The following is a 19,506-nucleotide window of genomic DNA, read 5'->3' as shown; positions in this document are numbered from 1 at the left end:
GTTGCACCAGTCGCTCCAAATCCGGTAACTCCGGTAGCCCCAGTTGCACCAGTCACTCCAAATCCGGTAGCTCCGGTAGCCCCAGTTGCACCAGTCGCTCCAAATCCGGTAGCTCCGGTAGCCCCAATTGCACCAGTCGCTCCAAATCCGGTAGCTCCGGTAACACCAGTTGCACCAGTCGCTCCGGTAACACCAGTTAATCCGGTTGCTCCTGTAAACCCTCTCGGTCCTCTACGACCTTTTTCACCTTTGCAACATATACAGTCAACTTTTTTACAATGACAACAGTCTCTATGCTTATGGTCTCTTCGGATACAATCTCTATCCATATGGTCATTTTGGAGACAATTTCCTTCCAAATGATCTCTATGGCGACAATCTCTCTTTACATGCTTTTTACAACAACGTTTTCTTTTCGTATCTTTTTGACAACAATCTTTAAAAATATTTTTTTGATTGTTACTTTTTCGATAGTGTCTTATATTTTTCACCCCCTTAAATTCAGATAGTTTATAATACGAAATCTAATTTGATAGAGTTGGGCAGACGAAGTAATAAAGTGGAAATCTTATCCTGTCATAGAAATTTTGTAATAAGGGGAAACAGAAACCCCAAATCACCAAAATTCTTTTTAATCAACAAACCATTAGAAAAGTAGCTGCTCAGAAAAACTACCCTTTTCATAACATGCTGACTATAGAAGCCGTCTAGATTAAAAAAAACAAAGAAAAAAGAATAGCATTAAGCTACTCTAATTTGGAAATATAAATAAATTTGGGAATCTGGCCGACAGCAGTAAAAAACCCACCCGGTTTTTCTTGGCAAGTTTGTCTTATATATACTTCGAACATCTTTATTAGGATTGATGTGACTGCCTCGATATCACTAACTTTGTATTATCCTATATCTTCTGCCCTACTTGAATAAATCTTACGAATTCTTGTATAGAAACCACGATCTCTAATTCGTTTCATTGCGGTTGGTCTTGTATTAAGTTTGAATACTTCTGATTCCTCCCAGGAGCTATCTGTGATTACCGCAAGCCATCTTCCGTCTGTACATTCACCCAGATAGGCTCTAACAAAACCAATGGCAATGGTCTCTTCTTTTTTGGAACAGGACCACACACTAACGATATGATGTTTGTGCATTAATTCATCTGAAATCATAAGATCACCTCAACCAATACTATACTGGCAAAATAAAGAAGTTTGTGGTGTATTCGTTCGTCAAGTTTCGACATTAGGTCAAATAAAAGTCCGTCCATAACGCTCTTTTAATAAAATATAGTAATCGCCTCTTGATGTTTAATTTAGTGATAGGATTACTCCTTTGTGGAACAAAAAATAATTTATTATCTAAATTTTTAACAAAGGAAAAGTCCCAATCACATGGCTGTGTGATTGGAACTTTGAATGCTTTTTAGCCTTTAATGACAATTATTCTTTTTGATTTAGAGTTTTTTCATAGGACGCAATTTCTTCTTTTAGTTGATTGTGAAAGGCAAAGGACGGTTGTAAGGCTTTGGTGACTTGTTCTTCGGTCAAGCCTAACTTTTCAAAATGTGTTCTTTGGTCTTTAATAATTTGAACATCTTCATTCATTCTTTTCAGTGCATACTGATAGGCTTCCTCTGTCTTAATCATATATCGACCTCTTTCTCTTCCTTTTATTTCTCTAATTCATGTTGTGTTTCTTTTGATGAAAGTGCTTCTTTCAGTTCTTTAGTGTGACTGTGATGAGGATTTAAAGACTCTATGTTCTTATCTAAGGCTTCTCGTGATTGAAGTAACGGATTTTTCATTAAATGCCAGCCCACTGTGACATTGTGTTTGTGTTCGGCTTTTAAATTTTTCTCTTTGATGTATTTCCCAACTCGCTCGTTTAATAGTTTTTCATTTTTCGTCTGTAACTGCTGCGTTTCTTTAACGGGTGTAACCGATAAAAAGCGATCGGTATTTAAAGACTGGGCAATCGCTATTTTTTGAACAAACTTTTGACCTTCTACTTTTTTCGCAAATGTTCGTTCAGTGGTTTGCCCACCTTCCATTGTTACCGCATATTTTCCTTCTTCAATCTTTTCAATCTTGAGGAAGTCTTCCACCTTTTTGAACTCTTCCGCCAATTCATTTTTATTCTCTAAAATGTTAATGATGGTATAGCGTTGCTCAAGATCACCAATAGGCAACAAGCGATTCGTGTTAGTCCTCAAGTAGAATTGTTGATCTCGGGTGTTTTCTTCGACTTTCGCAAATACGACCAGACCATTCTTCGGATCAACTAGTTGCAACGTTGGTTTATCTGCAAACGATACGTCCCATTTTTCTTCTAAAGTGGTCTTTACCTTCTGTGGATCGATGGATTGATAAAAGCCTTTAATTTTTTCGCTTTGTAGCTCATTTAATTGATCAATCATCTGCGCGGATACACTTTGTACTTCTCGAATAGCTTGTTTAGCCACGTTAATATCTTGTGCCCAAGTAGCAATGTATCCGGTAGACGTAAAGCCTGTTTCTAATCCGTAATAGTTCGAGACGATATAGGCTGCTGATTCGGCTTGTGCTTCTCTATGACCACGAGGCAATTCACGTAATTCACTCTCTTTATTATGAAGAAGGCCGTGTGCATATTCATGAATTAAGACACGAAACTTCTGATCAGCGGTTTGTGAGACAACGGTATTAATCACAATGTCATTAGTGGCAGCATTGTAATACCCACCAAAACTCTCATTTTCATGAGCTTCTTCTTGAATAGATAAAGGGTTTTTATCGTCTTCATTTACCTGTTGAACGAATTTATCATATAGATCTTGCATGGAACCATCTGCTTGAAGTTCTGTTTGAACGAAATCTCGCACACTTGGAATGTCGCGACCAGTTGTTTGTGAAACATCAAATACTTTGCCATATACATAGCCACTTAGTGTTTCTTTCACTTCCGATTGAACGTCACCATGTTCATCCGTTAAGACGTTACCGGACAATTGATGTATTTTCTGTTCTTCAGTTTTCTGGAAAGTCGGAACTAAAATGTCGATGCTGCGTTCCCCTTTGTTCACATGGCGTCCCAGTGATTGCCACTGCTTAAACCCACGAATCATGGTAGCGTCAGGCTTCTGTGAAGCAATGAGAAGTGCATTTTGGAATGAATACTGATGTCCTGAAGCTAATACATGCAGTAAATCTTGGAATCGGTCATTCTTGAATAAATCTTCTAAGTTTGTCTCTAACCGTTTAGAAACCTCAGTTAAGTCTACTTTGTTAGACATATTCAATCACGTCCTTTCGTACATACCAGGCCTCATATAAAGGCTCTAACCTGCCTTCAATTCGTTTGGGTGTGTAACAAGTTACCGTGTAATCTCCAATGTTTTCTTCTAAGTCTAGAACGCCCTCATATGTAAGTGCCTCAAAGGGCACAGGATCATAAAAACTTAATATCCGTTTATCTGTTGCTAGAATTTCACTAATGGTCAGATACATCCCGTTCACTCCTTTAGTTGTGTGGTTTATCTGTTTACCTAGATTAAGGCATGTATAAAATCAGAAAAAGTTTCGAATGCTGGCTTCTTTTTCTTTTAATCGCTGTTGAATATCTTCGTGTTCACTAGGAGTAGCCTCTTCTATCGTAGGATCAGCCGTTTCCAGTTCTGACTCATCAAAATCTAGGTTTAAATGTTCCGATTGATTCCATTCTTCTTCCAGGATTCGGGTGGCGGTACCACTACTTACTGATGAAGGAGATTCAGCTAATGGTTCTTCATCTGTGGTAGCTGCAACTTTTGAATCTACTAATTGATTAGAAGACATCGTTTGATTATTTTCATTGAATTGCACTATATAATTCCCGAATATTTCTGATTGCCAAGCCTTTTCGAGTTTCATCGGGAACATGCCACTCACAAATAAGTAGCTGGTATCCTTTGAAATATTTGATAGGTCCCCTTCTGGTATCAAGGGTCTTTTCACGTATTGTTCAGACTGACTGGAACTAGCACTCGATTTTCCACTCATAAAGCCACCACTTTGACTTGTAGAGCCGGTTTGAACTTTTGCGGTTGTTTCGCCAGCGAGTTGAGAGAAATACTTAATCGTTTCCATGTCTTTACTACGTAAAAATAAGAGCGTGTCATGGTTTGAGAGAATCGAGCGTGCCATTTCTTTTCCATACATGGCTTCTATTTGTCCGTTATCTTGAACGATGGTGTTCATGGATAACCCCAAACCTCGACAAGTCGCAAGAACACGACCATATTTCTCGATTTTTCCGATGTTCGCAAATTCATCTAATAAGAAAATCGTTGGAATCTTTAGCTTGCCGCGATTTTCATCGGCCATTTTATAGAACTGAGAGATAAGTTGATCGAAAAAAACAGATGTTAACGCCATAAATGGGTTATCGTCCATGGGCAACTTCACATATAAAACACTTTTTTGTTCCTGAAATGTACGGAAGTTAAAATCACTTGTACTTGTCATCTTACTAATCTTATTAAGTGTGAAAATACTCACTTGTGATGCAAATGAAGACGTAACGCTTGCTCGTGTATTGCCTCCAAGCGTCGTCAGCCCCTTTAATAGTTGATACGCAGGATGATCTTGTCCTAAATCCTCTTCGACCCAGTCACGAAACTCATCTTCATCGGGTGCGACTTTATGATTAAAGGTCGAAATAACGTCTTTCATACTGGCGTTCGGAATTTCCTTTTTACAGTAGACGATTAATCCAGCCAACATCTTCTGCGCACGTTCCATGAAGAAATCTTCTTTGCCGTCTTTAGTTGAATTTTTCGCAATGATTACAGATACACTTTGGGCATCTTGATCATCGACGACGTAATCAAGTAAATTGTATCGATCTTGATTAAAGTTGATAAAATCTACTTGGTATACCTGATACCCTTGTTCACGTTTGATTTGTGCAGTTTCATGATACAGTTATAGTGATAGGTAAGAGTTTGAAATTATCTCCGTCTTTTCCCCCACTTCACACCGTACGAGCGCGTTTCCGCGCATACGGCGTTCCATCGTTTCCAACTGACTTATTTAAGCTACGTTGTTATTGGTTCATTGCCAGAAGCTTCTCTCAGTGAATTCAGTTTATCCATTTGTTTTCTGTTTAGATTGAAGTACCTTAGGTACTTAGCGATTTTATCAACACTGGTGATGTGAATGAGCCTATGTACGAATACATCAATCGTAACTAGGTTGGAGTATTTATCTGACCCTTCTTTTGTCCTCGGTATAACATGATGACAGTGGACACGGTCAATTCCAATCGGCTCACCCGTTACATAACATTTTCCATATTGTGCGACGTACTTTGAGATACGGTTATCGTTGTACTCAATGCTCCTATTTTTTGAGTAGGTGTTCATCACTTGTATTAGAACATCTCTAGGAATCGCTTTAAGACCTTTGTGTACGTTACTGCGACCAGCTATTGTGTAGTTACAGATAATTTGACTAAAATTCCATGGGTTTTTATGATGGACCCCTGTAACTGGTAGAAGTGGCGCTTTTTGTACTGTGTAAATCTTAGTGTTGAGTTTAATGCCTGTAGCTTGCTTTCTAAACTGTACGCTTGTTTCACTGAATTTCACCGTTGAAGCGTTCTTTTTCAGCCTGGCTTTCATGGATTTTAAGAGAGAGTAATTCACATCTGTTAAATCCATGTAAATTGTTGTGGCATATCTATAGTAGTTTTGAATTCCAACAAGGGTAATATTGAACCTCTTTACTGCATCAGCAGTAGGTTCGTGCTGTATCTCTTTAACTCTGTTCTTTAAGATTCTCTTCGTTTTTGCAATTGACTTGTCACTCATTGATGTTTTCGAAATATAGCCATATCTAGCTTTATTTTGTTTAACAATTTTGAGCTTAAAGCCTAAGAAGTCAGAAGAGGTTTTCTTCAGGTTAACAACGCTAGATTTTTGTTCATTGACTTCTAGCCCCAGTCGAGATTTAAGAAAGTCAACCGTCGCATGATAGAAACGTTTGGCTTCTTGGTATGTACGACACATGATTTTAAAATCATCGGCGTATCGTACGATGTAACCAGCTTTAAGCTTTGTATATTTCCTAGCATACTGTCTGAATCCAATAGACGTTGCCCGATGGGGCTTATATGTTTCACATTGGCTACTTATCCACCAATCTAGTTCATTCAGAACTATATTTGACAAAAGAGGTGAGATAATTCCGCCTTGTGGTGTACCTTTGTTAGGAATTCCTTCGCCTTGTATTTCAGATTTTAGTAACTTGGAAATAATGCTTATAAGTGATTTATCTCTTATCCCTAAAGTCCATATTTGTTTTAGCAATTTTCCATGACTGACATTATCGAAGAAACCTTTAATATCAATGTCAACACAGTAATGTTGTCTACCTACGTTTACAAGGCTCACCATCCTGCTAAGTGCATGATGTGTGCTCCTATTTGGTCGAAAACCATAACTGTGAGGATGGAACTTTGCTTCACAAATTGGTTCGAGTACTTGAAGAATGGACTGCTGAACTAATCGGTCCCAAATCGTTTGGATACCTAGCGGTCTTTTCTTATCAGAACCTTCCTTTGGGATAAATACTCTTCTCACTGGTTGTGGCGAATAATTCTTTAGCCTTTTTCTTACTTCATAAATAATATGGTCATCATTTAAATGCCATATATCCTTGATGGTAAGACCATCAGTACCAGCCGTTTTACTACCCTTGTTGGTTTTAATGTTACGATATGCCAATCGTATATTTCTTTCTGAACCAATAATTTCAGTTAGCTTATAGAAGTTGTTACCGTTTTGACTGCTTGAATAAAGTCCGTCATACACTTTTTGCATGTCGTAATATTCATTGTGTCGCAACTTGGTTTTCTTCAACATGGGCTGTAACCTCCTATCATATCTGGAGAATTACATCTCTTAGTCTTACTCGAAACCATGTATGAACCATTCTAGTAACTGTCAGTCTTCAAACGACTAGTGGCCATCCCTCCACGTTCGTTACACGTTTCATAGGTACTATGCCACCACTTTCACTGCTATAAATCTAGGTTATACAAGTAGGTACTATCCCTAATGTTTTCCCTAAAACCGTTTCATTGGATAGCAAGTCCTCAACGTTAGCAGCTTACCACGTTCCGTTATTCCTATCTGTACATACACCATTAGGTTTCCCCTATGAGCCTGCTACCTTTAATATCGCCTGTAACGATATATGGACTTTCATAAAGGAGAGTCTTACTAATCCACAGTAGCGACACTTATTTGTGTCCGTAAGCCTTTCGACTTACTCCCGATATAGACCCGTACCATCAGGGATTCGTCCGCACAAACCACAGATCGCATCTGGTTTATTATGTGCATCCTAACCATAGGTGTTTTATAGACTTCCGGCTTATGGGATACATCGACCACCTCTGGACGACTTTCGAACTCATAAAGAGTTTACGGTATCTCTCAGCCGACTTCACCGAGCTTCATACGATTATAGTTCTTGCCAACTGTCTCGCATGTCGGAGTATTAAAGGAAGCCCTTCAGGGCGTTACCCCATCATTTGACTTCTTGGAATAACAGTTCATCGCTGAACTATTTAGTTCGACAATGCCTAAGCTTTTCACTTAGGAACGTGTCGCGCCACCTTTGGGATCGGTGACCACAATCGTTTCTTCTTGATTATTTAACAAGTTTGGAATTACATACGATTGTCCTTTCCCACTCCCACTAGAACCAACCACATAGACGTTTCGGTTATCAATGGTCGTTTCTCGTGGAATGATCAGCACTTGCTTTTTGTCAGGTACCTTCCCCACGATCAATCCGTTTTCAAGAGACTCAAATGTCTTACTCGGATTCGCCTTGTGGTATTTATTGCGTTTAGATAACTGTTTCCCGTCCATGACGTCCTGGGGCTGCGTAAATTGCGCAGAACCATGAACACCGTAATCATGTGCATCTTCATAGGTTTTTTCAATCAGGTTCATTTTAGAAAGGAACCAAAAGAAGAATACGCCCATTAACAGAACAATTAATAGTTTGGTTTGATTGTCCGCATCATTCGTGACGTAATCAAGGGTTCCTGAAACGTCAAGTAATCGGTTATTTAGCTCACCTTTTAACTTCAGTAACGTAAACAGTCCAGATAAAACATATCCAATGAGAAAAGTTAATAGGAACGTCATCGCTATTCGTACTCCGGCACCTTTTCGGAATTTTCGTTTCGCCATTCTTCCTCCACCCTTCTATAAGTCGACTTCTAAATCTAATTGCTGACGGATGCGTTGGTTCTTCGTTTTTCTTTTTAGTTTTGATGAAAGCTGTGTACTTTGTTTTGATGCGTGAGAAGAGCTGGATTGATGAATTAATTGCTCAAGCAATTCACTAGATGCTCGTCCTCCGACAAAGTAAGAAATATCCTTTTGTGCGGTTGATAATCGATCGAAAAATGAATTGGAGTGAGTTTTTTCATAGGCTTGCTGCTTGTCTGCTCTTTCGGTTTCAAGCGATTTAGCGAACTGTACACAGTCTCGTAAAGACGGGATAAATCCATTCTTCAATTCATCCTTGTAAGATCGTAAAATGTCAGCTTTTACTTGGAGTGGCAACACATCGTACTTTTTAAGTGTGCTTTCTTTTTCATCTGCAAATGTGTGGCGAAGGAGCACTCCTAATTGTTCGTTGACCAATTCAGCTTTACGACTGCTTTGTGTTAAAAGTTGCTGCATCGTATTAACCTTAATAGAGAGCTGATACACCTGCTCAGGTTCTCCACGCATGTTTATAAGCGCATCTTTTTCTTTACCCAACTTATTGCGAGTTAGCGATTGAATTCGAACGGTATTGCTTATGCTATCGCTTTTTTCTATGAGTTGTTCGATTTCAGCGATTGCTAATACTTCTGAGACTTCTTCAGGATAAGGTACTTGTTCCAACCTATTCTGTTTAAGTGCTTCCAGCATGTCAGACTTCGAGCGTAGAACGCGATCATTCCATTTAAATTCTTCTGCGACATCTGGGAAGATTTCATTGAATGTACGATGTGTAATGAGTGAACACACATTGTAAACTCGTTCCGTATGTTCAAGTAACATGTCTTGCGTTTTCGCTTCTTTTCCTTGGTCTACATCTTTACTCTCATATGCTTCTAGTCGAGGAACAAATTGCTTATAGAATCCATTTATTGAGAAGCCTTGTGACTGAAGAAATTCCTTGTTTTGTGCATGGTACGATTTGTTCACCGCATCCAGTAATGCATGTGTAACGGTCAATTCGGTTTCTTTAGGTTCGAGTGTACGCTCTCTCCAGCGATACAATCCTTCTAGGTGTTGACGGACATTTGTAAAGTTCACTTCTTGTTTCAAGCGTCCTTGTAAGAAATGAATACTCTTCATGTACTCGGGTTCAAGTTGACTCGTTACGAGACTTGTTTCCTGGTGAAGAAGTTTCTCTACCGATGGTGTAGATTGATGTGCTGGGAGAGATACAATTTTAGATTCCAGTCGTGCAATCTCGTGATTTGTTTTTCGGATTTCTTGATTTAGTTGATGATAAAAAGTGGTAGCTTCTTTCCCCTGTGCTGCTAATCGTTTCACAAACTGATATTCATTTCGCTCTAAACGAACTTCTGCCACTTTTTCTAAGCCCTGTTCTTCAAAAGAAAGCGCAGATACTTTTTGGTGGATGCCGTTTTCTAGAAAAGTATCATTAATGGACTCAGCATACGCAAGTCTCCACTTTACCAACGTCTCGCGGTGATTCCAATCCGTCGAAGATACCGTTTGGAAAATCTTTTTCCCATCATCTGTTCGTTTTATTTCTCCGTTTTCGTCTCGTTCATACACTCTTCTTTTCTTCTCTCCCCAAGTTCCATCTTCCTTAAAGGGACGAATCGTTAATAAAATATGTGCGTGTGGGTTGTGTTCTTTATCTCGGTGAATGGCAACGTCCGCCACCATTCCTTCGTTAACAAAATGGGTTTGAACAAATGTTTCTACGAGACGTTTTTGCTGAACATGGTTGAGTTCGAGTGGCAAAGCAATGAGAATCTCACGAGCTAACTGAGCGTTCCATGCTTTTTCTGTTGTCTCAACTTCATTCCATAATGTTTCACGGTCAAGCGTCCATTCAGGGGCGTGATCAGGTTTTAAGATGAATGCTTCAGGTGCTACGCCACGAGTTCGAAAGCTTTTGGTTTCTTCATCTCGTTCTGAATACAAAGGCATTCCACTTCGGTAGCTGGCACTTGCTACTACAGATTGTGTTTTTTTACTGATCACGTTCGCTCGTAGCATGTAATAACTCATCTTAATCCCTCCCCTCTTTTTTCTTCATTTTTTATATATCCGAAGGCGACAAAATTTTTGACCGAAGGCAAAACCTAGGGCACCACTTTAGTGGTGTATAAATGGGCACTCGTCTTTGAATCCTCGGATATATTATACCATGATTTCTCATTTACTATAGATTATTTTTATATATATGCTAATATTTATATATATAAATCAAAAAAGGAGTGATTGAGAGATGGCGAACAACTTTGAAAAGATTCTAACGATTGAACAACAAATTGAGAAATTAAAGGAAAAACAAAAACGATTAGAGGAACAAATGCAGCTGAATATTGGGCGTGAATTATTAAAGGTATGGGATGTGGATTCAGAAGAAGAAGCATTGAGATGGGTTCAAGAACTGGCTGTTCAGGTGAATGGGGAAAATAAAACACGTCAAGATGAAGTGATGAATAATGAAGGATAATCGACTCCAACAAGCGAAAGAGTTACAAGAAAAAGTTAAGGGCTTGCAGCAAAAGAAGAAACGATTAGCGAACGAAGCCATGCGTAAGGTGAGTTGGGAAAATAGAAAAGCTCGAACCAAACGTTTAATTGAAACGGGTGCACTGGCAGAAAAACATTTTGGTTTAGAAAAATTGTCGGTGGAAGATCGTGAGAAAGTATTTCAGACATTTTCGGCATTTGTCAAAAGCAAGAGATTGGAAATTAAATAAAACAATCTGGTTGTAACAACACAAGTAGAAATTTCTACTTATGTTAGGAATGATGTTTATACTCTCCCCTACTAGGATGAACGAAGTGATCATCTACCTACCTAAAACAAGTCTCTCTTTGATGTAAATGGTAGAATAAATAAAGAAGATTTAAAATCGATTTGATAAGAAAATACGATTTAAAATAGGCATAGATACAATGGCTGTTGTGATTGGCTAGAGAGGTGAATATTTGTGAGTTTTCAAGAAATTGACGTAAAGAAAAGAAAATTAGATCAAGCACGGCCTTTACCAATTCATTCCGTGAAGTCATTGCTAAATCATGTATTAATCGACTGGACCTATAATTCAAACGCTATCGAAGGAAACACCTTAACGATTTCCGAAACGAAAGTGGTTTTAGAAGGAATGACAATAGGCGGCAAGACAATGCGGGAGCATTTAGAAGTTATTAATCATCGAGACGCAATTAATTTCTTAGAGGAAATTGTTCAAAAGCATGAACGGTTGACGGAATGGACAATAAAATCCATTCACCGACTCGTGTTAAAAGGAATTCAAGATAATAATGCTGGAGTATTTCGAAACGAAAATGTCTTAATTGGTGGTTCGTCTAACCGTCCTCCAGACCATGTAATCGTTCAAGAGTTAATGGAACAATTTGTTTCCAAAGTGGAAAACGAATGGTCAACGATTCATCCTGTAGAACGTGCTGCAAAAGTTCATGCAGAGTTTGTGAAAATTCATCCATTTATCGATGGAAACGGACGAACATCTCGTTTGTTAATGAACTATGAAATAATGAAAGCCGGCTTCCCTCCTGCTGTCATTAAAGCAATTGATCGAGCAAGATATTATGATGCGTTGGATCATGCACACACAACTGGTGACGATAAAAAAATTGTTCAATTGGTCAGTGATTCAGTAGATGAAAGTTTAGATCTGTGGTTGAGTGTTCTTTAATTAGTATTCATTAAAGTTGGTTTCAAAAAGGATGGTAATAGTGAACAGTTCAAATAAGTACAACCTGAATGAACGTGAAGCGAAATTTTTATTAAAGAAAAGTATTGTTGGACTGATCCATTCGGCTTCACGCTTAGAAAATGTGAACACAACCTTTCCTCAAACAAAAACAATTGTAGAAGGTATGAGTGTAAGTGGAATTAGCATGGATGATGTACAGGTTATTCTCAATCTTAAAAATGCTTATCAATATGTATTGAAATTATCTAATGATACTACGTTTAATCTGAGTACAGCTTGTAAAATAAACAGTTTTATATCCTATAATGAATCACTGGAATGGGGCGTTTTAAGAACAGGTAATGTAGGAATACATGGGGTTGACTATACACCTACAATTCCAATTGAATCAGAAGTAGTCTCTGCGATTAATGAGATTATGAGTAGTGAAGGATCACTAACATACAAAGCATTGAAATATATGTACTATGCTATGCGAACACAACTGTTTTGGGATGGAAATAAGCGTACGGCCATTGTTTCTACCAATGCAATTATGATGTTAGATGGCTTAGGCATAGTTAATATCAGTGAACAGCAATTAGAGTATTGGAATCAATTGTTATCAGAATTCTATGAAACGAATAATGATGAAACAATTATTCAGTGGACCTATGATAATTGTGTACATGGAATTGATTATTAAAGTGCTGCGCAGTTCAGTTCTAACCTAATTAAGTAGCTTTCTCTAGTGCTTTGTAGTCTACCAGTGATCAAAATTAATATGATTAATGGGTCTACGAGTAGTCAGTGGCTTATTAATGGAACACGAGTGATTAACCATTTGTAGTTAAGTGAATAAAGTGATGTTTTATATGAATATCAAAAAGCGAGTCCAATTCACATAGAGTTGGACTCGCTTTTATTATCCTTTCAAAATTTTACATCACAATCGCACTAGTGGTTGAATCCAATGAATTAACAAAATGACACAAGATTTTATATAGAAATTAAAGGAAATTTATTAAAGTTGTCGAAATAAACTGATATTAGATGGTTGTAGAATTTGCTGTTTCCAATTCAAATGGTCTACTAGTGGTTAGTGAGAAACAAATGATTATAAAAACAAATTTTATATGTGGTCTATTGGTGCTTTATTGTCTACAAGTGTCTAAGTATTAAATTTGCTTAATGATCTACGAGTGGTTAGTAGTTTATTAGTTTTACATGAGTGATTCATCATTTGTTGTTTGAATGATTCAAGGCGAATGAAAGATGGATTGACTCCTAAACATATTTCATTTTCTTAGGGTTTCTTAGTGTTCAGTTGTCTACTAGTGGCATGTAAATGTAATTCTTAAATGATCTACGAGTGGTTAGTGATTTATGAGTGTTATAAGAATGATTCATCATTTGTTGTTGATTGGTTCATGAGTATTGAAAGGTGTTTCTACACCCAAATAAATAGTAAGGTCTGGTGGTCTTTTAGTGTTTAGTTGTCTACAAGTGATTAGTAAATCGAATTCTTTAATGTGCTACTAGTGGTAAGTGATTAATGAGTGTTACAAGAATGATTCATCATTTGTTGTTGATTGGTTCATGTGTGTTGAAAGATGTTTCTACACCCAAATAAATAGTAAGGTCTGGTGGTCTCTTAGTGTTTAGTTGTCTACAAGTGATTAGTAAATGAACTTCTTTAATGTGCTACTAGTGGTAAGTGATCAATGAGTGTTACTAGAATGATTCATCATTTGTTGCTGGTTAGTTGATGACTGTTGATTCATTTGTGGGGAACAAATCACTTGTGGGCCACACTTAATTTAATTAAAAGGCGGTATGTATATGGAGCTAAAAGAGGCAGTCTGGCATATAAGTGACTTCACAGAAGAAATACAAAGAAGATACGAAGAAGAAACAACTGTTAAAGAATCTTTTCACTATAATACCGTCGATAAATGGTTTAAGGATTTTGAAAACAAAGGTATTCATTACATTCAAAGAGTTGCTGATAAAAAAGTATATGATGACTTAGATGTAGACATTGCCATATTCATCATTAAGAAAAGATCTCAAAAATGGAGTTTAGATGCAATTTCCAACGTTCTTTCAGCCCATCTTGAAGTGAGACCCTTCCCAGACTTAAAGAATGATGAAGAACAAGGGCTTAGTGAGGCACAAGTGATGGTAGAAATGGGTCGTAAATTCGAAAAAATGCAGAAAGAATTTGAAAAAAAAATACTTCACGAATTGGATGTAAAGAAAAAAGAACTTGAACAACAATTGTTAAACAGGTTACCAAAACCAAAGTCAGACGAGGAAATTAGAGCTGAAAAAACAGACATCATGATTTCAACTGTTCGAAAGCGTTATGAAATAGAGGGAGAAGCAATTGAGGAATGGAACAAGCTGCCGTTAGAGCAAAGGGTCAAAAAAGTCGGCTTTTTCCGGACGGAAGAAGATTTGCTGAAACGAGATAATTTCATTAGGGAATATGTTAAAAAATACTTTGAGAATGTAGACAGGTAGCTCTTCTTATTGAAGGTTTGTTGTAGAAGCGTAGTATGGCCGTATTGTAAACTACCTAATAAATCGCAAACATATTGCCGATATTAACATTACGTAATTTTCAAAAATAAGAGGAGGTTTATAAATGAGTATAGATTTTATTTTGGCTTTTTCACCAATTATTGCTATCTTGTTTTATAACGCCAGTTGTTTTTGTTATTTGGTTTATGATTAAATTTTTAAAAATACAGCAGGAAAAGAACAAACTACTATGTACTATTTCTGACAAACTAGATAAGCCAAATTAGACCGGGAAACCCATCCTTTTTATGCCACAGTATGCGTCAACTTTACAATAAATCTTCGTCAATTAAAGGGTACTTTACTTCAAAAAGAGAGCTGGATTTCCAGCTCTCTTTTTTTCTGGTTTGATATACATTGCGCATTAATAATCCTTATGTAGTGAGATCAATGATCAATTTCCCACTCCAAAACACGAGCAAAATCCAAATAATAATAAAGAGAGTACCAACTAACCAATTCTTTGGTTTTCCATTCTTCCTCATCTCTTCAGCCTTTACCCGGTTTTCCTCGATTATATGAGGAGGTATCAATTTAAAAGCAAGAGCGATTCCTAGAGGAACAAGAATTAGGTCATCCAAATACCCTAAAACGGGGATAAAATCAGGAATTAAATCAATTGGACTAAAGGCGTATGCTACAACACAGATTGCAACAGCTTTTGCGTACCAAGGAGTTCTATCGTCTTTGTAAGATAGGTATAGAACGAATGTATCTTGTTTTAATTTTCTAGCGTAGTTTTTTAATTGAGATAATTTATTATCTCTTTTCATTATCAGTTAGACCCCTTATCCATAAAAATTATAAATTAATAATTTGATTAGGCAAACTTGAACGATTCGGGGGTTACTCCATCCCTCGATTGCTTCGATAATGTGATTATTAACCACATGAACAGCCAAGTTTATCCTTCTAAAGTTTTCCATAAAGAAAACTTCTACTTTTGTTAAAATATTATTCGAAATAGCGTAAGTGGAAATATCTACTTATGTGAGAAAGAGCTTAATTCTAACATAAGTAGAAAAGTAGAAATATCTACCTGTGCGAGGATTAGAATCATTCTTGCACAGGTAGAAAAGTGGAAATATCTACTTACGTAGAGTTTGAAAATCTGATATGGCGCAATTTAATGGGAATTCTACTTACTTTAAGTTGAATCATAGAAGCTTATTAGTATCGGATTTCCGTCGATATAAATTGGAGGGAGGAAGATTCTAGAAAGTTAACACGTTTTTGAAAAGGTTCTACATGAAGGGATTTTGACATGAAAATAATTATATCCAGAGCTGCGCTTTCCCTGATAGTTAAAACTAGCAATAGAGACAATAGCTAACAAAAGAATATATTTGTCACACGTTTAAAGAAAATAAATCTAGATGTCTACAAATCTACATGTAGATTCGGTTACATGTAGATTTGTAGACAAAAAAAGAAAACATGAAAATGTATGGTGAATACTGAAGTTTATGATTGTATTTATATTATAATAGTGTTATTTTTAAATTATTAGTTATCTTCACTTGTCTACAAATCTACATTTACATAAAACCTGAATTGCTATTTATATTATTGGAGGAGGTTTTTTAATGAATCATTCATGTCAGGTTATAACTTTTGGTAATTTTAAGGGTGGTACTGGAAAGACTACGAATAGCACTATGATTGCGTATTGCTTGGCTAAAATGGGTTATAAGGTTCTATTAAGTGACCAAGATCCCCAAGCAAATGCTACTAGTTTGTTTTTAAGAACAAAGGCCCTTATTGAAGATGATATTGTCTCATATGAAAAGACATTAATGTCAGCCATTCAAGATGAGGATTTGAGTAGTATCGTAACTCCTATAAAAGAAAATTTATATCTTTTACCGAGTTTCAGTGATTTTGCTCAATACCCGAAACTGTTAGAAAAGAAATTTCCCAAGGAAATTGATCGAGTACAATTTTTTTCGACATTATTAGAGCCATTAAAACAAGACTATGATTTTATCTTTATTGATGTACCCCCTACTATCTCTATTATTACCGATTCAGCATTGTATGCATCCGACTTTGTAGTTGTGGTATTACAAACGCAAGAAAGAAGTTTACAAGGTGCTGAAGGTTTTACAACCTATCTTCAAACGCTTATCGATGATTATGATGCCAATTTAGATATCTTAGGTATTCTACCCGTATTATGGAAAAATGGTGCAGCTGTAGATATTCAAACATTAGACACAGCAAAGGCGATTTTTGGGGAACATAATATTTTCCAAAAGGTAGTTAAACAGATGGAAAGATTAAAGAGATTTGATATGACGGGAATAACTGAAAATGATATGCATGACAAAAACGTTATTGAAAGCTATATACAAGTTGCTACTGAATTTATCCAGCGATTAGATGCAGCAACTAACCCATCGAACTCATTAGAAACGATTGGAGACGTTGTAGATGTCTGATTTACTTAGAAAAAAGCCCCCAGGTCTTATTCAAAGAAGCAAAACGGCTGTTCCGAAAAATACGTTTAATATCAAGGAACTTGAAACTGACAAGGAAGCTGATAAAACTGCGGAAGTAGCTTCTAAAAAGACAGTCAATACAACCAATGTGGTTGCCGAAAAATCTACAACGGTTCGATTAAACATGAGTACCAAAAATAAAATTAATGCATTGGTTACATTGGGAATTGCTTCTACAGTTGATGATGTCACGGATTTACTTATCAATGACTATATTTCAAATATATTAACAAAAGATGAAAGAAAACAGTTCGAGATTATTTTTGAACTTTATAAGAGCAAATCGAAATAAAACACTAAAAGATGAGATAGCACATGCTAACTCATCTTTTTTAAAAGCTGTAGACCCATCTACATGTAGATTTGTAGACCCATCTACATGTAGATTTGTAGATTTGTAGACGCGTCTACATGTAGAATTGTAGACGCGTCTACATGTAGATTTGTAGACGAATCTATATTAGTGATATTTTAATTCTAGGATGAATAATTAAACCAACTGGATAGAACGGTTAAATCCATCTATACCAACAATCCTACCGCATTTTATATTATGAAAATATAGACATGTAGATTGGTCTACATGTAGATTTGTAGATTGGTCTACATGTAGATTTGTAGATTGGTCTACATGTAGACGTGATTACATGTAGATTTGTAGATTTGTAGATTAGTCTACATGTAGATTTGTAGACTGATCTACCATTTTAAAAAAGACCTCAAACCCTTATTGTATAAGGGTTTTTATTCTTCTATACTTTGTAACTAATTGAGAGATTTAGGTAATTTCTTAAACTAGTTGCTAGAGATAGGGGATGCGTAATGGAAGATTTGAAATCATTGTTTGACTTAGTTCTTCATGATGGATTAACGGAATTTAAAAAAATCGGTTCACGAGCATCTCTATCAAAACAGAGTATTGTTATAAGAGAATCTACTCTAAACAAAAAAGGAAGTATTTTTGTAACTCGTTCAAAAGAAGATTTACATACCTCTAGTGGAGTAAAAGGATATATTCTAACTTCTAAAGAGTCAGTGGTTGAAGATAGTAACCAACTGTCCCACTGGACACCAAATGTTTTTAATTATGGTACTTACACAAACCAAAGTCGAAATTACATTAAAGGGCATGTTGAAACCAACTTACAGCAAATCAATACCTTTGTTGTCGATATCGATTCAAAAAAACAACCTTACACAGAGATTCTAACGGCAGCATTAGATCAAAGCATCGGTGCGCCAACCCTTATCTTGGAAACTCCGAAAGGATTCCAGGCTTACTTTGTATTGGACAAGCCTCTGTTCATTTCCAGTAAAAATGATTTTCGTGGTCTCAAAGTAGCTAAACGGATATCAGAGAATATTAAACGCAGCCTAGCGAAGGTTTTACAGGGAGTCGATCTCTCGTGTAACGACTTTGGCTTTTTCCGTATACCAAAAGAAGATAACGTAAGATGGTTTTCAAAAGAAATGACGTTTGATTTTGGTCATTTAATTGAATGGTCCAGAAGACAAGATGATAGCCATGGACGTGGTTTGTTTGTAGTACATGAACATAAAACCTTGCAAGACGTTACACAACAAGCCTGGTTTCAGGAGTTACTAGCTGCGAAACATGTAAGAGGAAATCAAGGTCAAATTGGTCGAGACAATCTATTATTTACTTTAGCTCTTGCTTGCTACAGTGCTGGAAAAGAAGAAGACGAGACTTATAACTTGCTAGATGAAATGAATTCATCCTTACACGCCCCACTGAAGCATTCAGAAGTAAGAAAAATTATAAAAAGCGCGTATAAAGGGCGTTTTAAAGGAGCTCACTCAACTTATATTCAGCAACTCCTTGAAGAGTGGGGGAGTGGAAAACCTATTACGATTCAATCTAATCCGAATGGGTGGCACAAATTTAAAAAGGCGAGAAAAGATCGAAAACGGAGTCATTATGAAGAGTGGGAAACTGATATTTTGGCATACATTGCCCAACAAACCAACATCTCAAATCCCATTACTTGGGCGACACAAAGACAAATCTGTGAAGAAATCAACATTTCTCGTAGTACGTTTAACGAAGTCGTAAGGAAATCGTCTAAAATCATGATGAAGACAGAGGGAAAAGGTTGCAAAGCACAAACAGGATTAACGTCTGTTGCTGTGCTTCTTCAGTGTGCACTAGCATTCAATCAAGCCCATCGGGCTACTTATACCGCCGCAATTCGACTTATGATGCAAGAATACGAGAATACACAAGCGATTGAATCATTGGATTACATCGTACAAAATATCGAAAATGCTGTTATACCAAGGATCGACAGCCTATTTACCCTGAATACGTCTTAATTGTCCAGTCTGCCATTACATATCTGTATACGTGTCTGTTTTTCGTATCCTGTTTTATGTTTGGTATCTATCCATCTTCTTGGTTTTGATTTTTCCCACTAAAAAAACACAACAAAGATTC

At 36.8% G+C, this 19,506-nt stretch carries 18 protein-coding genes; 8 read left to right on the top strand and 10 right to left on the bottom strand.

From position 1 onward, the window contains the following. The 9 genes from ACFPYN_RS05830 to mobQ form a co-directional block, all read right to left on the bottom strand. A partial coding sequence (locus ACFPYN_RS05830; protein WP_377733070.1) for a hypothetical protein occupies positions 1-329 on the bottom strand: 329 nt, incomplete at its 3' end. Between the two features lie 567 nt (positions 330-896). Continuing rightward, entirely contained in the window at positions 897-1,169 is a 273-nt protein-coding gene (locus tag ACFPYN_RS05825; RefSeq protein WP_377733069.1) for a hypothetical protein, read from the bottom strand. Between the two features lie 270 nt (positions 1,170-1,439). Next, positions 1,440-1,646, bottom strand: coding sequence for a hypothetical protein (locus tag ACFPYN_RS05820; protein WP_377733068.1), 207 nt, complete (start codon positions 1,644-1,646; stop codon positions 1,440-1,442). A 23-nt stretch (positions 1,647-1,669) separates the two neighbouring features. Continuing rightward, on the bottom strand, positions 1,670-3,271 hold the full coding sequence (locus ACFPYN_RS05815) for an ArdC family protein (protein ID WP_377733067.1): 1,602 nt from the start codon (positions 3,269-3,271) through the stop codon (positions 1,670-1,672). Continuing rightward, a complete protein-coding gene (locus tag ACFPYN_RS05810) occupies positions 3,264-3,485 on the bottom strand; it encodes a hypothetical protein (protein ID WP_377733066.1) in 222 nt (73 codons plus the stop codon). The genes ACFPYN_RS05815 and ACFPYN_RS05810 overlap by 8 nt, the downstream gene beginning before the upstream one ends. A gap of 60 nt (positions 3,486-3,545) precedes the next feature. Further along, positions 3,546-4,919, bottom strand: coding sequence for a VirD4-like conjugal transfer protein, CD1115 family (locus tag ACFPYN_RS05805; RefSeq protein ID WP_377733074.1), 1,374 nt, complete (start codon positions 4,917-4,919; stop codon positions 3,546-3,548). A gap of 134 nt (positions 4,920-5,053) precedes the next feature. Beyond that, positions 5,054-6,880 carry a group II intron reverse transcriptase/maturase gene (ltrA, locus tag ACFPYN_RS05800; protein WP_377733065.1) on the bottom strand — a complete coding sequence of 609 codons (1,827 nt, stop codon included), beginning with the start codon at positions 6,878-6,880 and terminating at the stop codon, positions 5,054-5,056. A gap of 738 nt (positions 6,881-7,618) precedes the next feature. Next, a complete protein-coding gene (locus ACFPYN_RS05795; protein ID WP_377733064.1) occupies positions 7,619-8,224 on the bottom strand; it encodes a type IV secretory system conjugative DNA transfer family protein in 606 nt (201 codons plus the stop codon). Positions 8,225-8,239: 15 nt separating this feature from the next. Next, the gene (gene mobQ, locus ACFPYN_RS05790; RefSeq protein ID WP_377733063.1) at positions 8,240-10,300 is read right to left on the bottom strand and encodes a MobQ family relaxase; all 2,061 of its coding nucleotides are present in this window, start codon (positions 10,298-10,300) and stop codon (positions 8,240-8,242) included. A 220-nt stretch (positions 10,301-10,520) separates the two neighbouring features. Here mobQ and ACFPYN_RS05785 point away from each other — a divergent pair, with 220 nt between their 5' ends. From ACFPYN_RS05785 to ACFPYN_RS05765, 5 genes are all read left to right on the top strand, one after another. After that, positions 10,521-10,751 (top strand): hypothetical protein, encoded by a 231-nt coding sequence (locus tag ACFPYN_RS05785; RefSeq protein WP_377733062.1) that lies wholly within the window; start codon positions 10,521-10,523, stop codon positions 10,749-10,751. Further along, complete coding sequence (locus tag ACFPYN_RS05780; protein WP_377733061.1) at positions 10,741-11,001, top strand: hypothetical protein; 261 nt, start codon at positions 10,741-10,743, stop codon at positions 10,999-11,001. Before ACFPYN_RS05785 ends, ACFPYN_RS05780 begins: the two co-directional genes overlap by 11 nt. 234 nt (positions 11,002-11,235) lie before the next feature. Next, positions 11,236-11,964 carry a Fic family protein gene (locus ACFPYN_RS05775; RefSeq protein ID WP_377733060.1) on the top strand — a complete coding sequence of 243 codons (729 nt, stop codon included), beginning with the start codon at positions 11,236-11,238 and terminating at the stop codon, positions 11,962-11,964. 40 nt (positions 11,965-12,004) lie between these two features. Beyond that, entirely contained in the window at positions 12,005-12,670 is a 666-nt protein-coding gene (locus tag ACFPYN_RS05770; protein ID WP_377733059.1) for a Fic family protein, read from the top strand. 1,136 nt (positions 12,671-13,806) lie between these two features. Continuing rightward, a complete protein-coding gene (locus ACFPYN_RS05765; protein ID WP_377733058.1) occupies positions 13,807-14,490 on the top strand; it encodes a hypothetical protein in 684 nt (227 codons plus the stop codon). A 434-nt stretch (positions 14,491-14,924) separates the two neighbouring features. Here the strand turns inward: ACFPYN_RS05765 and ACFPYN_RS05760 are convergent, their stop codons facing one another. After that, positions 14,925-15,323, bottom strand: a complete 399-nt coding sequence (locus ACFPYN_RS05760; RefSeq protein ID WP_377733057.1) for a YkvA family protein — start codon at positions 15,321-15,323, stop codon at positions 14,925-14,927. A gap of 813 nt (positions 15,324-16,136) precedes the next feature. Between ACFPYN_RS05760 and ACFPYN_RS05755 the strand changes: the two genes are divergently transcribed. The 3 genes from ACFPYN_RS05755 to ACFPYN_RS05745 all read left to right on the top strand — a co-directional run bounded on the left by ACFPYN_RS05755 (position 16,137) and on the right by ACFPYN_RS05745 (position 19,385). Next, positions 16,137-16,991, top strand: coding sequence for an AAA family ATPase (locus ACFPYN_RS05755; RefSeq protein ID WP_377733056.1), 855 nt, complete (start codon positions 16,137-16,139; stop codon positions 16,989-16,991). Further along, positions 16,984-17,343, top strand: coding sequence for a DUF5388 domain-containing protein (locus ACFPYN_RS05750; protein ID WP_377733055.1), 360 nt, complete (start codon positions 16,984-16,986; stop codon positions 17,341-17,343). The genes ACFPYN_RS05755 and ACFPYN_RS05750 overlap by 8 nt, the downstream gene beginning before the upstream one ends. A gap of 530 nt (positions 17,344-17,873) precedes the next feature. Further along, the gene (locus tag ACFPYN_RS05745; protein ID WP_377733054.1) at positions 17,874-19,385 is read left to right on the top strand and encodes a primase C-terminal domain-containing protein; all 1,512 of its coding nucleotides are present in this window, start codon (positions 17,874-17,876) and stop codon (positions 19,383-19,385) included. The last annotated feature ends 121 nt before the right edge of the window (positions 19,386-19,506 follow it).

The sequence above is a fragment of the Paenisporosarcina macmurdoensis genome, from assembly GCF_042658845.1.
In the GTDB taxonomy this organism is placed as follows: domain Bacteria; phylum Bacillota; class Bacilli; order Bacillales_A; family Planococcaceae; genus Paenisporosarcina; species Paenisporosarcina macmurdoensis.
The sequence above is the reverse complement of the archived record's forward strand: the minus strand, read 5'-3'. Positions and strand labels throughout refer to the sequence as shown.